Origin of the sequence: Coleofasciculus sp. G1-WW12-02 (assembly GCF_040219735.1) — a bacterium.
Classification (GTDB): domain Bacteria; phylum Cyanobacteriota; class Cyanobacteriia; order Cyanobacteriales; family Coleofasciculaceae; genus Coleofasciculus.
On the sequence record NZ_JAVJRX010000191.1, the window covers coordinates 1 to 16,032 of the forward strand.

At 45.4% G+C, this 16,032-nt stretch carries 9 protein-coding genes; 4 read left to right on the plus strand and 5 right to left on the minus strand.

The window, feature by feature from the left end:
* Positions 1 to 527: 527 nt before the first annotated feature.
* Positions 528 to 7,679, plus strand: coding sequence for a malectin domain-containing carbohydrate-binding protein (locus RID09_RS29680; protein WP_446339512.1), 7,152 nt, complete (start codon positions 528 to 530; stop codon positions 7,677 to 7,679).
* 190 nt (positions 7,680 to 7,869) lie between these two features.
* Here RID09_RS29680 and RID09_RS29685 read toward each other — a convergent pair whose 3' ends face one another.
* Positions 7,870 to 9,606: an ABC1 kinase family protein gene (locus tag RID09_RS29685; protein WP_446339513.1), complete on the minus strand. Its 1,737-nt coding sequence runs from the start codon at positions 9,604 to 9,606 to the stop codon at positions 7,870 to 7,872.
* 214 nt (positions 9,607 to 9,820) lie between these two features.
* On the opposite strand from RID09_RS29685, the gene RID09_RS29690 reads away from it, so the two are divergent.
* A complete protein-coding gene (locus tag RID09_RS29690) occupies positions 9,821 to 10,405 on the plus strand; it encodes a Uma2 family endonuclease (RefSeq protein ID WP_446339514.1) in 585 nt (194 codons plus the stop codon).
* 669 nt (positions 10,406 to 11,074) lie between these two features.
* Here the strand turns inward: RID09_RS29690 and RID09_RS29695 are convergent.
* Both RID09_RS29695 and RID09_RS29700 read right to left on the minus strand, forming a co-directional pair.
* Positions 11,075 to 11,950, minus strand: a complete 876-nt coding sequence (locus tag RID09_RS29695) for a class I SAM-dependent methyltransferase (RefSeq protein ID WP_446339515.1) — start codon at positions 11,948 to 11,950, stop codon at positions 11,075 to 11,077.
* Positions 11,951 to 12,079: 129 nt separating this feature from the next.
* Positions 12,080 to 13,645 carry a flavin-containing monooxygenase gene (locus RID09_RS29700; protein WP_446339516.1) on the minus strand — a complete coding sequence of 522 codons (1,566 nt, stop codon included), beginning with the start codon at positions 13,643 to 13,645 and terminating at the stop codon, positions 12,080 to 12,082.
* Positions 13,646 to 13,901: 256 nt separating this feature from the next.
* Here RID09_RS29700 and RID09_RS29705 point away from each other — a divergent pair, with 256 nt between their 5' ends.
* Positions 13,902 to 14,411 (plus strand): TerB family tellurite resistance protein, encoded by a 510-nt coding sequence (locus RID09_RS29705; protein WP_446339517.1) that lies wholly within the window; start codon positions 13,902 to 13,904, stop codon positions 14,409 to 14,411.
* Between the two features lie 210 nt (positions 14,412 to 14,621).
* Here the strand turns inward: RID09_RS29705 and RID09_RS29710 are convergent, their stop codons facing one another.
* Together RID09_RS29710 and RID09_RS29715 are read right to left on the minus strand one after the other, a co-directional pair.
* A complete protein-coding gene (locus RID09_RS29710; protein ID WP_446339518.1) occupies positions 14,622 to 15,011 on the minus strand; it encodes a PIN domain-containing protein in 390 nt (129 codons plus the stop codon).
* Positions 14,998 to 15,243, minus strand: coding sequence for an AbrB/MazE/SpoVT family DNA-binding domain-containing protein (locus RID09_RS29715; RefSeq protein ID WP_446339519.1), 246 nt, complete (start codon positions 15,241 to 15,243; stop codon positions 14,998 to 15,000). Before RID09_RS29715 ends, RID09_RS29710 begins: the two co-directional genes overlap by 14 nt.
* A 143-nt stretch (positions 15,244 to 15,386) precedes the next feature.
* Between RID09_RS29715 and RID09_RS29720 the strand changes: the two genes are divergently transcribed.
* Positions 15,387 to 15,935 (plus strand): Uma2 family endonuclease, encoded by a 549-nt coding sequence (locus RID09_RS29720; RefSeq protein ID WP_446339520.1) that lies wholly within the window; start codon positions 15,387 to 15,389, stop codon positions 15,933 to 15,935.
* The last annotated feature ends 97 nt before the right edge of the window (positions 15,936 to 16,032 follow it).

The following is a 16,032-nucleotide window of genomic DNA, read 5'->3' on the forward strand; positions in this document are numbered from 1 at the left end:
ACCGGAGGGGCAACCATACCCCTCCACCCCGAAAGGGGTATGCTTCTTAAACCGCTACCGCGTGTTCCTCCCTGGTCTAAAGCTTGCCCGATAAGCGAAGCGAAGGGACACAGGGTTTCCCACAACGAAGGATTTTTATGATTGGGAGTTTTTAGGAAACTTAACATAGTTAACTTTTTTTATCTCCGAATATAGCGTTTCCAGATCTAGTGAGGTACTATGCCTTGCCTTGGGCGCAATCCTGGCAAGGCTTGCGCCCCGAAAAAAAAATTTCCGATCTTAAGAATTATAAACTATTGTAACGAATATAGCGTTTTCATTTGAGATGTAAACAAGCACCCCTTGCCCAGTAAGGCTTTCAGGGCTTTTGCTCTACACGAATCATCTGAAAACGCTATAGCCGTCCTATTTAGTTTGTGGCAATTTATTTTCTGGCTAGACTCTAGGTTAGTAATCGATTGTCAACTCAATCGATTGTAAATCTTTTTTTTAACAAAGTGTAATTCTTGTAAACAACAGGGTGTCAGATGGAATTCACAACTACAACTGAACAATTTTTTCCTTTAGGTCTTGATCCGGAAACCAACCCTGCCTCTCTGGGGTTAACTGAAAATCAAACGGCAGAGAACCCTGCTGCATCTACATCTAGTGTTGATTTGGAGGCTACTCTCACAACCCTGTCTCTTAGTCAATGGACAGATGACTTGGTGGTGAATACCCTCATACCTTCTGATTCTACTGTTGAGGATACTCAACTAGACTCGGAAGATTCTTCAGAAAACAATCTTCCTTTAGTCGGTGCATTTGGCGACGCTTTGACTGGGACAATTTCCTCGAAAAAGCCGGAACAGGGAAACGGTCTGTCCGAGGACGCCCAAGAAAAGGAAAAGAAAGAAAAAGATAAACTAAAAAGTTTGTTTTCGGCATCCAAACTTGCTGCAATCACGGGCGACCCCAAGACAGTCCGTGTTAACGTCGGGGGTTCAGAAAACTATCTCGATAGTCAAGGTCAGGTTTGGGCAGCAGACAGTAACTTCACCAGCGGTAAAAGCGGGAAAAGCTTTAAAACATTACCCAAAGTTACAGGAACCAAGGAGTCAGTCCTGTTTCAGTCGGGGCGTCAGGCAGCAGAGTTTGAGTATTTATTTGCTCTGCCCAACGGTGACTATGAAGTGAGGTTAAGTTTTGTCGAAACGCCTTATGTCCTTGAAGCTGATCAACGAGAGTTTCAGGTAAAAGCCAATCAACTAGTTGCTCTTGATGAAGTTGATGTGATTCAAGAGATAAAGGCTAAGAAGAAAAATGCTGTTGATAAAATTGATGCCATCATCAAAGCGGAAAAGCTCAAAAATAAATTAGGCATTGGCAAGATAAAAATCCTGGAAATTGAAGAGGCTGTTAAGGGATTAGAAGATGAAAAAATTAGCGGCATCCTTAAAAAAGGAAAATTTAAAGACAAACTAGAAATTGATGAAGCTGAAACCCTACTTCAAGCCGTTAAAGATAAACCAGAAACTAATACAGCCCTGACTCAAACCTTTAAAGCCAAGGTAAAAGATGGGTTTCTTGAATTAAATTTCAAATCTCTTAAAGGTGAAGCCGCTCGCCTCTCAAGTATTGAAATTGTTCCGGATGAAAAGAAAGGAAAAGGAAATAAGAAGAGTAAAAGTGACGAGTCGCTCTTGCCAGTACTCCAAATCAACGACTTAACCTTGGCAAGTGACGAGTCGCTCTTGCCAGTAGCTAGAAGCAGCGACTTAAGTTTGGCAACAGCTTCGGCTAACGAGCCAACCGTATCAGCAACCCAAGTGACTACCTCCGCAATACGTATCAATGCGGGGGGAGGAAACTATACCGATAGTGAAGGTAACCTTTGGCAGGCGGACAATTATTTTACCGCCGGAAATACCTCTTTATTCAATGTTCCCATTGCTGGTACTAGCGAAGATACTCTCTATCAAACAGAACGCTGGCGGAAAAACTTCGGGTATGCAATTCCCGTCGATAATGGCACTTATACCGTTAACCTGCACTTTGCCGAAGTTTACTTCGATTTAGCCGGAAAACGGGTGTTTGATGCCACCGTTGAGGGCCAGTTACTCAATGACAATTTAGACATTGTTTCGGTAACTGGAGCAAAAAATTCCGCCTTAATCACATCCCTTTCTGCTGTAAACGTTAGCGATGGCATCCTGAATATTGACTTTGCTGGTGTTGTTGACAAAGCCAAGATTTCAGCTATTGAGGTATTAGCGAGTCCCAGTGCAGATACGATAGTGCCAACCGCTAGCCTGAGTGCGACTAATGTCACCCAAGAGGGCGGAACCAGTTACCAATTCAGTGTCATCTACTCTGATAACAAAGCCGTTAACTTGTCCACTGTGGACAGCAATGACCTGCTCGTCACTGGACCTAATGGGTTCAGTCAGTTAGCCACTCTGAATAACGTGAAGCTAGATAGTAATGGCACGCCAATGAAAGCCACTTACAGCTTCCTGGCTCCAGGAGGAACCTGGGATTCGGGGGATAATGGCACTTACGCGATCGCTCAGCAAGCTAACCAAGTGATGGACACCAGTGGCAATGCGGTGTCTAGCGGTTCTCTGGGAACCTTTAACGTCAACGCCGCTCCCCCAGTACCAACAGATATCCGGATCAATGTGGGAGGAGGAAACTATACAGATACTCAAGGTAACCTTTGGTTCGCCGATACCCACTTCACCAACGGCAATACCTCATCAACCAGTGCTGCTATTGATGGTACCGTAGAAGATACCCTGTATAAAACAGAGCGCTACCATAGCTCCTTCGGGTACGACATTCCCATCGTCAATGGCACCTATACGGTAAACCTGCACTTTGCCGAAACTTTCTTTAATCAAGAAGGACAACGGGCGTTTGATGTGGCGGTTGAGGGTGATCCGTTCCTGAATAATTTAGACATCTTCTCGGTTACTGGGGTGAAGAATACCGCCTTAATCACCTCCCTGGCAAATGTTAATGTCACCGATGGCGTCCTCGACCTAGACTTGAATGCTCTGGTCAATAACGCCAAGCTCTCAGCCATTGAGATATTAGCCAATCCCATCCCGGATACCATCATACCAACCGCTAGTTTGAAGGCGACTGATGTAACCTACCGAGGTGGAACCGAGTATCAATTCAGCGTCACCTACTCCGATAACCAAGTCATTGATTCCACCACTGTAGACAGCAGCGATGTTCTCGTCACCGGACCGAATGGGTTCAGTCAGTTAGCCACTCTACACAGTATTCAACCAGACAGTAATGGTTCTCCACTAAAAGCCATTTACAAGTTTGCTGCCCCAGGTGGAAACTGGGATGGGACAGATGATGGCACCTACACCATCGCGTTGGCAGCCAACCAAGTCAGCGACGCTAGTGGTAACTTTGTCACCAGTGGCACTCTAGGCAGCTTTGATGTTGCTGTCACCGGGACTGCACTCCCCCCCACCCTGATCAACTCCGGGGGACCAGACTACACCAGTGTTGATAGTCGGCTTTGGAAAGCCGATACCTACTTCGTTGGTGGTGGTACTAATGCCATTGCCGCGACAACGGATATCGGTAATACCTTTGACGATAAGCTATATCAAACAGAGCGCTGGCACAAAAATACCCTGTCTTATCAAGTTCCTGTCCCTGAACAAGGCACCTATACGGTCAACCTGAATTTTGCGGAAATTTACTGGGCTGATGCGGGGTTGCGGGTATTTGATGTCATCGCTGAGGGGAATGTAATCGCCAATGATCTAGACATTTACGCTCAGGTGGGTGGTAATGCGGCACTGACAATTTCCAACAATGTTGGGGTAACCGATGGCATTCTCAATATCGATTTAGTCGGTGTGGTGGAGAAGCCGAAAATCTCATCCATCGAAGTTGTCAAGGAAGAAAAGGCTCACGGGGGTCATCCCTTTCTCCATGTTGTGATCGATGCCCCAGAATATGCCATTGACTATAACGGAAATGGTAGCGAAGGGGTCAGCTTTTTGGGCAATGAATCCCACACCCATGAACCCGGTAAGGTATTGACAAGCTGGACTTGGGCAGAAGGGGCAACGGTTTTAGGCACAGGGGAAGATATTCAGGCGACTTTGGGCGTTGGTTCCCATACAGTCTCATTGACCATTGAAGATAGCAATGCACCAGCCGATAGTCTCACGGATTCGGTTGACCTGAATATATTTCCCATCAACGCCGTCGGTGGGATGTTAGTCTCCTACGATCTGGATGCTGATATTGACAATCTCACCGCCCCTGAGTTTCAGGAAATCCTACCCCTGACGCCAAAAGATCCGAATGATTTACTAGATGGCAGCTTACACCTGAAGGAAAATGGTACCTTTGGCACCTTGGGCAGTTCGTCCTACTCCAACCAAAATGTAGCCGTTGTATTCAAGGGAAAATTTGCACCCACCACCGCTGGAAACTATGATTTCACCGTTAATGGTGGCACTGATAGCGACATCTATATTAATGGCAATCTGGTCACGGCTACAGAAACGTTAACCGCAGGCACAACCTATAACCTAGAAGTTCGTGTGGCTCGGGCAGCCGGGGAAGTAAACCCCATAGAAGTACTGGCATCAATTGATGGTGCCCCACCCGCACCCCTGCAAGGAACCCATCTAACTCACGACCAAACCAGTCTGCTTCCCTTCATCAATCCCCCCGCCGATACCGATATCTCCACGTTCGGGGCTCAAATCCTCACCCTCAAGGGTATTGCGTTTTGGGAAGGTGATGCCTCCGATCAAGTTAAAGTTCACTGGGGCAATACGATTTTCACTGAACCCGATATCCAAGTGAATCAGGGGACAATCACCTTTGCCACACCTCCTGGAACCTTTGGCGACACGGTTGATGTAAGGGTGGAAACGCCCAATGGGATGAGCAATGTGGTCACCTTTAATTATGTTGAAGGAGTACCACCGATTAAATTCCTGCCTGAACAACAAACGGGTGCCACGCTATTCGGACCCACTCAGGCAACTTGGGGACCCGATGGCAGGCTCTACGTGGGAACGATTACCGGAGCCATTAAAATCTACACCTTCGATGATAACTATCAGGTGACCAATACCCAGTCCGTTTCCAGTATCGCCGGTCTGAGCAACAACAATATTTTGGGAATCGCCTTTAACCCCTTTGATGATCCTGCTGATGCCCCTAAAATCTACGTCGCCCACAGTGAACTTTTTGCCCATAATGGTGGTCAAGGACCTGTCACCGAATTTTCACCCTACAATGGTCAGGTTTCTATCCTCGAAGGACCCAACTTCTCAACGGTAACGCCTTTAATTACAGGTTTACCCGTCTCTAACCACGACCATGGAATTAACGGATTGGCGTTTGACAATCATGGAGACTTGCTCATCGCCGTTGGCGGAAATACCAATGCCGGAGTCTCCAACAACAACATTGGTGGTCTTCCGGAATCTCCGTTATCGGGGGCTATTCTGAAAGCCAAAATCACAAAACCGAATTTTAATGGAACGGTTGAGTACGAGTTAACTCCAGGAGAAACAGCACCGACTGGATTTAATGCTAATGACCAGGTATACGGATCAATCGTCAACGTGGTTCCTGGTGTGGATGTATCCGTGTTCGCCAGCGGACAGCGAAACCCCTTTGATACTGTCTGGACGACTCAAAATCGACTCTACGGCACAGATAATGGTGCCAATGCCAGCAGTGCTTTTGGTACTGCCTCTACGGGACCGAACACCGAAAAGACCATCACCGGTCAACCCGATGAAATTAACCTTTTGGTTGAGGGGAACTACTACGGACATGCCAATCGCAATCAAGGTCGCTTCGATCCTCGGCAGTATGTTTGGTATGGTGCGAATGATACAGGTGACTTTACCTCGCCCTTAGGGGCGGTAGCGTCCTCAACCAATGGGATTACCGAATACCGAGCCACGACCTTTTTGGGACAGATGCAGGGCAACCTATTGGCTCAGAAATGGAATGGCACCGTCTACAATGCTTCTGTCTCCCCCAATGGCTCCTTTGAGTCCTTAGAGACGATCATCAATACCCCAACTGCTCTAGATGTTGTGCATGGTCCTGGGGGCGCAATTCTGGGCATCGATTTCACGGACGACCAAATCACTGTTTCCCTACCCGATGATCTGGCGGCTGTCTTCGATATGACTGCCTATGATATCTTTCCCTGGCGCTCGCCGGCTGTGGGTGGTGCTACCTTCACGATTGGCGGGACAAACTTCAACCCTAACCTTGCCAATACCACAGTCACGATTGGCGGTCAGACAGCGCTTCTTACCTCCGTCTCTGCCAACCGGATTCAGGGGATTATCCCTGAGCAAACCGCCCCAACGGGTGATCTACTTGATGTAGTGGTCACCAATGACGGAACCACCTCCACCATACCCGATGCCTTTGTCTACTTGAGTAGCACCTTGGCATTCGGTGATCTGGAGTTTACGGTTAATGAAAATGGCACATCTGTGACTCAGGTGAGTGTTACTCGCACTGGCGTGAGTTTTGGCGCCGTCAGTGCAACAGTGACTCAAACCGATGGCACAGCTACCAGTGGTGTTGACTACACCAATGCTCCGATTACCGTTTCCTTTGCCGATGGGGAAACCGGAACGAAAGTGGTGTCGATTCCTATCCTAGAAGATACGGAAGTAGAAGGAGATGAGACAATCAAGTTGGTACTGGATAGTCCTACCCCATGGGCAAGAATTGGGGCGCAAAATAAAGCTACGCTGCGGATTTTGGACAATGAAGCCTTGCCAACGACCACGGCATCGGCTAAATTTACAATTGACCCACCGGGGGCAGGTATCAATAGCAGTACCTTTGGCTCCGGTTCGTTCCGAATCACCAACACCTCGACTTCGGGTCAGAAACTCGACCGGGTTTTGATTGATTTGAGTTCAAGTATTCTGCCTGATTTAGTTTTTGACCCCAATGGTACCGCTGGCGACACAGCCGCCAAAGTCTTTACCGTGGATAGCGACTCAGGAGTGGGATACCTTTCGCACACGCTGCTAAGTTCCCATGACGGTGGTTTTGATGCCTTGGAAATCCTATTCAATGACTTTGATCCGACAGAAACACTAACCTTCTCCATTGACGTTGACCCGACTAGCATTAAGGGGTCGCCACAACCCGGACCTGGCGATTCGGCTGACGTTTCTGGACTTGAGTTAACGGGTACCCAAGTGCGAGCTGATTTTAATGATGGCTCAACGTTGGTGGGAGATACCTATCGGATTCCCAACAGTGTCGATGGGTCTCAGGTGACACTCCAATCGGACTTGCCCGGTCAACCCACGATTTCAGCCGTAGGACTGTCTTCGACACGAGCCAAGGTGTCCAATGAAAATCAGACCATCCAGGTTACAGGTCCTGCGGGTGCTGAGGTTGTATTGCTGGTTACGGAGGCAGCACTGTTTACTGATAGTGGCAATGGATTTGATCTAGACCCATTTGAGGCAAACAGTATTATAGCCATTACTGAGCAGTCCGCTACCCTTGACGGGACCGGCTCTGTTGACATTCCCGTAACCTTGACCAAATCTGATCCAGAAGGAGGACTCAACTACATTGTTGCTGTGGTGAAATATTTAGATGGCACCACGAGTCCCCTTTCCTCAGAAATCATCCTCGAACTTGTGTGATGATAGTTGAACGCACCCCACTCAAATCGAAGATTCTGAGTGGGGATTCTTATGCTAGGCTTCAAATCTGTGGAAGATATAGCAGTAGACACATAGCTTAGGACTTTCCGAACTGTGGTAGAGACGTTCCGCCGGAACGTCTCTACTCAATGATCAAATGCTGTTGGCTTTGTTCGGAAAACCTAACCCCTTAATTATTTTCCCCAATCATCGCCGCCAGGGGTAGAATCGCGGCAATTCTCTCTGTGGAAATAGTACCCAGAGAACTTAACGCCACATTAAATAACCGTCCCGGTTTCAAGTCATCTTTGACCAAATTCCAGAGGCGTTGCACCTCTTCAGTGTGCAATCGGTCATCTTCGGTTAATGCCAATAGTACCTGACGCCGCAGAAACTTCCCTTCTTCAGATAGCAGATATTGTAATCCTAGTTGGGCTGTGGGTAGCAAATCAAAGTTCTCATCCGATCGCGCGATCGCTATCATATTCTCTAACCGTTGCCATTGGAATCTACCATCCTTAAACAACACCTCAATCAACCGCCGCCGCATTGCTGGCGATTCACCCTTGAGTAGACGTTTGGCGATGTAAGGATAAGACACCTCAACTATTTTGAAATCTGGATTCAGGGTTAACGCCAACCCTTCCTGAGTCACCAACGACCGAATAATTAGGGCAAATTTGGCTGGAACTCGGAACGGATAGTCAAACATTAACTCCGAAAAACTATCCGTAATCGTTTTAAAATTGAAGTCCCGTACACTTTGACCCACCGCGTCTCCCAGCACTCGTTCTATGGCAGGAATAATCGGTATGATATCTGTCTCCGGGGTTAAAAAGCCCAGTATGACAAACTTTTTCGCTAACTCCACATAATCCTTATTGATTAAATCAATAACTGCACTTACGATAGTTTCTTTCGTTTCTTCCTCCAACTGATCCATCATGCCAAAGTCAATGTAAGCCATGCGACCATCGGGCATAGCAAACAAGTTACCGGGATGGGGATCAGCGTGGAAAAAGCCGTGTTCTAAGAGTTGGCGCAAACCCGCTATGACGCCAGTTTGAATAATTTGGTCAGCATCAAGTCCAGCCGTGCAAAGACTTTTTGTATCGGTTAGCTTACACCCATTAATCCACTCTAAGGTTAAAACCCGGTGGTTACTGTACGTCCAATAAATGGTCGGCACTTTGACACTGGGATCATCGCGGAAGTTACTGGCAAAGAGTTCTGCATGGCGACCTTCGTTGATATAATCAATTTCTTCAAACAACTTAATGCCAAATTCATCGACAATTAACGTCAAATCATGACCCAAATTTAGGGGGAGCCATCGGGATAACCAACCGGCTGACTTCCGCATTAAATACAGATCCAGGGTGAGTAACTTGAGTAGGTTAGGACGCTGAACTTTAACGGCTACCTCTTCCCCGGTATGCAGATAAGCGTGATAAACTTGACCGAGACTTGCCGCAGCGATTGGATCTGGAGAAATTTGGCGATAGACTTCACTCACCGGACGCTCTAACTCTGACTCGATAATCCCTAAGGCGGTTTCATTGTCAAAGGGCGGGAGTTGGTCTTGTAGCTTAATCAGTTCTTCTAAGAAATCTTTGCGAACTAAATCTGGGCGCGTGGATAAAGCTTGTCCCACTTTAATGAATGTCGGACCGAGGCGAGTCAAGATCTGTCGCAGTTGAGTAGCGCGTTTAAACCGATTCCGCTCAACTTGGTTCCGCCACTCGTCCCACTTGAGACCTAGAATAAACTGCACAAAGTTCCAGATAATCCTTAACGCCCGCCAGAGAACCACCCAAGGGCGATAGCGGTATTTGGCTGCGATCTCGTCGGGATCATAGCGCCGTCTGGGTTGAATCTGTTCGGCTTCAAGATAATCAACTTCAATGTAATGCTGACTCACAGCCATTTATAGCCTCTCACGTAACGAACTAGAAAAGTTTATTTATTTTTTTATCGTTTTGTTAAGTATATTCTATGTGATCCTACTTAGTCCAGACCACAACAGCGCTGAGAGGGAGTGGGAAGAGTCGAGAGGCTGACGGGAAACAAGTAGGCTGAAACCCTTGCCCGATAAAGCTTTCAGTTACCATGAAAACGAGATGCAACAGGCAGAAGATACTATGCTAATACAAAAGAAGCCACAGACCCATACTCTAGAAGACTATTTCGCCTTAGAGGAACAATCCGAAACCAAACATGAGTACCACAACGGAGAAATTGTACCCATGACTGGCGGCACGACCAATCATAATCGTATTATTATTAATTTAGTGGCTTTTTTAAAGTTTGCCTTTCGGGGGAAACCACTGAGTTTTTTTGCCAGTGATGTTCGTCTATGGCTGCCCGAATACAATCGCTACACATACCCCGATTTACAGATTATTTCTGGAGATATTCTGTATTATGAGAACCGCAAAGATACTGTAACCAACCCTTCAATTATTGTGGAAGTACTCTCGAATTCAACCCGCAGTTACGACAAAGGAGATAAGTTTAAATATTATCGCTCCCTACCTACGTTTCAAGAATATATCACCATCGACCAATATGGCTTTGAGGTGGAACAATATGTCAAAACCGATGACGGCAAATGGTTGGTGACTTACCTGGAATCTGAAGACTCTGTTTTATCCTTGACCTCTGTTGAGTTTGAAATCTCCTTAAAGGATTTATACGATTGCGTAAACTTCTCTGAAGCAGATTAGATGTTATCTCTTCCATTACCGGAGGAATTTGATTAGCAAGGGATTACTCAGCAGTATCTCAGACGAGTGAAAGCAATCTATCGAGAGTCTGATGAATTTGAATGATTCTCGATTCTCAGAACCTAGACGCGATTCGAGACAATACTGACGCGATCGCACAGTTTCAGTATAGCCGTTGATGAACTATTCGCCTAGAATCTACTAGAATAATTGCTCTTGGAGGTATTGACAAGGGTGATGGTTTTATGAGATAATTACTTCATAATGGGAAAATGTACCCGCCTATAGGGTCGATTTCATCCAGATTTAATACAACTATCATAGCTGAAATCAGCAGTTTAAGCTTATCCCATCAGTAATACAGCAAATTGCCCTAACCTTGAACAACGCATCTCAATCAGAAGTGAGGATCAGAACCCGTCAAAAATGTGGATGCGATACGTTCTCTTCGGAACAGGCTCCGCCAACGCGCCAAGGTTAATCCCTTCCAGTTATCCTCCAGTTCAGGTAATGTTCAGCGTTCAATTATCCTGATGCAACATTATTCGGAGGGCGCACATCTATGCGCCCCTAAAGTTTCTGGATATAAAACCCCTTATGTATTACAGCAATTGATCAATCACTAGCTAAGTGAGTCGGCTTTTGACTGGTTGCGATCGCGAACCGGGGTTACACCCACTGATGCTCTAGCTCATAGACAACAAAGCTTTGGAATTCCGGTGCATTAGCAGAACCCAAAGACTTTTTGGAGAGTTGCCGCCAACCGCCAAGTTTGAACTCTTGTTCAGCAATCCGTGGGGACATTTTGTGTTCATCGCCAGAACCCGTCATTAGGTCATTATACGTTGCTCGGAGTTCGTCGATTGCGACTTCAATACAATTCCTTTCCATGGCGTAGTCAACAACATACCTATACCAAATCCAGAGTGCCTGTTGCCGACGCCGTTCAAATTCCAATGCCACAGGCGGAATCTCCTCTGAACGTTTATAATTTTCTACCTCAGCCGCCGTTGTCAAAATATACCCATTCGCGATGTAGATAAGTTCAGCGTTAGCAATCCGTACTGCATCAGTTTCATCGCAGTAATCTGGGCAAAATTCATCCCCGACAATGAAAATGCCATCTTTTTTTAGCACCTGCTTGGCGTGAATTAAATAGTTTGACGGCAAATGGTGGTGAGCGCCCCAAGAGAGGATTATATCTACGGGTTCGTTCCACTCTTCAAAGGGACAGTTGAATACTTTAGCATTAGTGTTAGCGAGACGACGTTCTAATTTAACCACAATATCAGGTTCTGCTTCTGCCGCGATCAGTTCGATTTCCGAGAACTGCTTGAGCAACCTTGACGCAAAATACCCAGTACCACAGCCAACATCAAGCAGACGAACGGGTAGTTCGAGGCGTTGGCAATGTTGTTTAACCAGTCTCATGATGTAGGCGTCACCTTCCGCAATTTGAGGATGACCTTTACGCATCAATTTTGCAATATCTCCTTCCGCAAAGTTGACCATCATTGGGGAATTATCAGTAACAAAAACAGACATCTACAAACTCCTGTAATAGGAGTAAATATATTAACCTGGGTTCGGCATAGGCAAGAAAACACATTTGTCCTGGCTAGACTATAGGCATAGGGATGAAGCGGCTTGAAACAAACAGATGCTTTCCACTCCTTATCGCAATGCATTGGCTTTCCCTTGTCCAATTCTAATTTTTTGCCAGAATTGGGTTACCCCTTTAACGATAGCATTGAACCCATACATCACGCGACCTTTGAGACCAGCAAGAAAAAAGTAATTGAAAGAACAGACAGGTAATTTGGCAATTATTTCTTGAGCCAACGCTTTCTTATCACCGGAACCTCGTAAACGAAATTGCGTTGCATTGGTAGCACCATAAACAATACGCAGCCAGAGGCGAGGATGTAAGAAAAAGTAGTTCCATAATGGCGGTTTGCAACCGATTATATCAGCCATATCATCCATGTAAATATGATAATCAACCAAACTACGGATGCGAAGAGCATTATGTTCAAACTGGTTTAAATAGTTCTCTCGATCTATCGATGCTATTTGCTCCATTTCCGCCGCAGCCGGAAGCGTTTTTTCACCAGTACAAATCAAGGCAAACAATCGGGCTTGCATTTCCATAATCGGAAACTGACTTCCGAACCCCGGACGTGCCCAGCCAATCCAAGTGATTTTGTCTCGATACTGGGGATGAAATAGATGTTTGTAAAGGTTCCGGGGGTCAGTTTGCTTCAGTTCATCGGGAAGGAAAGGTACATAGTTTTTGTAGCCCGTACAAAATAGTACCGCATTTACATCTTGCAAAGTTTTCCCATCAACCGTGAGTAATGTTTTGCCACCATCTTTTACCGTAATTATGTCACCAACGACGTGACACCCATGCTCCACAATTGCCTTTGGTAACGCGAATGTTTTAGTTCCGTATGTTCCCAAAACTCCGTTTCTGCACTTAACTTTCTCATTCAGGGTAACGGCAGTTTGCTCAACAGGATTGTTGTAATTTAACCACTGTCGCAAGATAATTTTGCTCAAGGTATATCCATAGTCTCTGGGTAAGCCGTATATACCCCGATTGCTAGCGATGTCGTTGGCGCGATTATTTCTCTGGCGAGGTACGACAAACCCCGTTGAATGCCGCAGACTAACCCAGCAATTATTGGCGACACGAGATAATTCTAGAGCTATGTCTGAACCGGATTCACCGCCGCCAACGACTAATATATTTTTGCCCGCAAAGCCCTCAGCATTACGATAGTCTTGGGAATGGGAAAAATCTACCTCCGTTAATAATTCTTTCCATTTGGAATAATTCGGGATACTATTATTCCCGATCGCCAATGCCACTCGTTTTGAAAGTAAAGTCTCTCCAGATGCCAATTGAACTTGCCATCCTTGGTTTTCTTCCTGCTCCGCCAGGGCTACAACTTTGGCGTTGAAACGAATTTTCTCTAACACACCAAACTGTTTGGCATATCGCTTCCAATAGTCAAGGGCTTCAGTCTTTGTCCAGAATTTGTGCTGTTCTCCATCACCAATCCAGAAGTCGGAAAACATACTATAGGTGCAAGACGAGGTTAGGACTAAACTGTCGTAGGTTTTAGCAAAAACGCCACCCACATCCTCGGCTTGCTCTAAACAGACAACGTCGCGCACCCCTTGTTCGAGTAATTCTTTGGTTGTCACTAGACCTCCGGGGCCAGCTCCAATCACAATGCAATCCAACATAGAGTTTGGTGGTTTAATGTTTAAAAAATTGGCTAATAAATAGTTATTTTATTCTTTATGTAGGAATTAAATATCCACTCTACCTTATATTAGAATTTTTATCCAGTTTTTTGCATAAAAAAAACTTATTAAATTTTTCCAAAAAAATAAGTAACTTTAATAAAAATAATCGGGATTGTCTGGGAGGATATTGAGAGGAAGTTAAAATCGATTGTTTAGCGTTGAAAAGAAAAAAGAAACTATGACGACAAACCAAATTGATGCCGCTCGCCAACGGACAGTGAATTGGTACTACCAGGATGTCTGGGGTTGGCAGCCTGAAGAGATTCCTCCGGCAGAAGTACATACCACTTTTCTCAAGGCTCAACTCATTGCCGCTAATGGCGACGGGACACTGACGAATGAAGAAAGACAGTGGGCGCTGGGTCGGGCGGCGGCTTGTGGATACCGAGAAGAGCTACTGCAAGAATTAGAAACCTATCCGGCAAATGAAGATATCGTCGAGGTACTTTCTCAAACTCAGACAACCAATAAATCTCGCAAAGCTGTAATCTACTTTACGATTAAAGTTTGTGCGGCTGATGGCGTTTATCACGACAAAGAAAAAAAGGTTGTCCGTCAAGCGGCTGCGGCTCTAGGGATTGCTGAAGACGTAGTAAAAGAAATTGAAAAACTGTGTGCCGAAGAAGAACGTCTGAAACAACAACGTATTCAGTTATTGTTCCCTGATGGCAGCCCCGTACATGACTAGAGGTTTGTACAGACGTTGGATGTAACGTTTCTAGCAAAGGGATAATTGTATTATTTTTAATTATCCTGTAGGGGCGACCCGCTGGCACGAATCAACAGCAGTGTCTACTCAATTTACTCGGGTCGCCCTTGACTAAGGGAAAATAATAAACACCTGAATAGCGCTCATTGTCCTAGCTAAGAACAATGTTTGGGTATCAGTTGTTGAACATTATTCCAGACAACGAAATCCTTTTTGTTTCTTCAGCTTGCGATCAAAACTAACTGTTTCTGTACAACCCGCTTGATGGACAATCGCTCCGATTAAATAATCCGAAAAGTCAGCACTACCTTGTTTGTACCGCTGTAAAGCTTGATAAACAGTAGAACGGTTTTCAAATTCAAAAGCAGAACTATGTAACATTGCTTCTAGGGTATTGATAATTTCATCTTTATGGAACCCGTAGTTGCCTCCTTTGAGAACCCAAACCAACTCGCAAAGGACAATATTGGTAATAAAACAGGGCTGGTTTTGTTGAATCAGTGCGACGGCTTTTTGCCACTGCTGTTCATCATCTTGGGTAAGGTAGCGAACCAGAATGTTTGTATCAAGCCCAATCATTGGCTCCCTCAGAGATGGCAACTTCCATTTCTTCTAGGGTAGATTTCCTGATGCCAGGTCGGTGTAAAAACCCTGATAATTTTTCTACAGAAACATTAAGAGGAATCAGTTTAACCTGACCGTCTTCATCAATAACAAAATCAATTTTACTGCCACTACTAAGTTTAAGGTAGTCCTGAATTTCTTGAGGAATCGTAATTTGTCCGGTATCGGTGACTGTTGTACTGAACATGACTAAGAGTTTTGAGTCATTTAAGCCCTTTAATTATAATCCATTTGGATACCCTCGGTTGCCTTCGGTACGCCTTACGGACTAAGTGCTAACCTCTGCGTTACCCTATAAACGTTATCGAATTCACCCCTAACTCTCAAGCAATGATCACCTCAACAACTCCCTCAACTCACACCCAACCCATCTCCCTAGACGACTGGATGGAAAATCACCCAAATAGTACAGAATGGGTCAATGGAGAATTAATCGAAAAAAATGGCATGACACTCAAACATAGTCGAATTCAATCCAAACTTTCTTCTTACTGGAGAACCCATAAAGACTCCAGTGAATTAGGTGGAGAAGTCTATACAGAAGCACCTTGTCGCACCAATAAACAAGGGCGTTGTCCCGATGTCGCCTATCTTCCCCCAGAACTTGTCAGCCAATATGGTGATGCAAAAGTCCTCCCCCGAAGTTTTCCCCTGAGTGCAGAAATCGTTTCCCCCACTGATTTAGCTGAAGATGTGATTATCAAAGCCCAAGAATACTTACAATCGGGTGGTAAGGAAGTTTGGTTAGTCTTTCCAGAAAGCCGTTGGATTATTATCGCCACTCACAACCAGAGATTGGTGTTTACTTCTGGGGAAGTGGTGAGTACACAAACTGTTTTACCCGGTTTCAGTATAACCGTTGATGAACTATTAGCCTAGAATCACTAAAATCATTTCTATTTCAGTATTGACAAATGCGGTGGTTTTCTGAGATACTTATTTCATAATGGAAAAATGTGTCCGCCTATAGGGTCGC

Excerpts from the sequence above, each read along its gene's own strand:
- RID09_RS29680 (WP_446339512.1), top strand. The coding sequence starts at position 528 with ATGGAATTCACAACTACAACTGAACAATTTTTTCCTTTAGGTCTTGAT.
- RID09_RS29685 (WP_446339513.1), bottom strand. The coding sequence starts at position 9,606 with ATGGCTGTGAGTCAGCATTACATTGAAGTTGATTATCTTGAAGCCGAA.
- RID09_RS29690 (WP_446339514.1), top strand. The coding sequence starts at position 9,821 with ATGCTAATACAAAAGAAGCCACAGACCCATACTCTAGAAGACTATTTC.
- RID09_RS29695 (WP_446339515.1), bottom strand. The coding sequence starts at position 11,950 with ATGTCTGTTTTTGTTACTGATAATTCCCCAATGATGGTCAACTTTGCG.
- RID09_RS29705 (WP_446339517.1), top strand. The coding sequence starts at position 13,902 with ATGACGACAAACCAAATTGATGCCGCTCGCCAACGGACAGTGAATTGG.
- RID09_RS29710 (WP_446339518.1), bottom strand. The coding sequence starts at position 15,011 with ATGATTGGGCTTGATACAAACATTCTGGTTCGCTACCTTACCCAAGAT.
- RID09_RS29715 (WP_446339519.1), bottom strand. The coding sequence starts at position 15,243 with ATGTTCAGTACAACAGTCACCGATACCGGACAAATTACGATTCCTCAA.
- RID09_RS29720 (WP_446339520.1), top strand. The coding sequence starts at position 15,387 with ATGATCACCTCAACAACTCCCTCAACTCACACCCAACCCATCTCCCTA.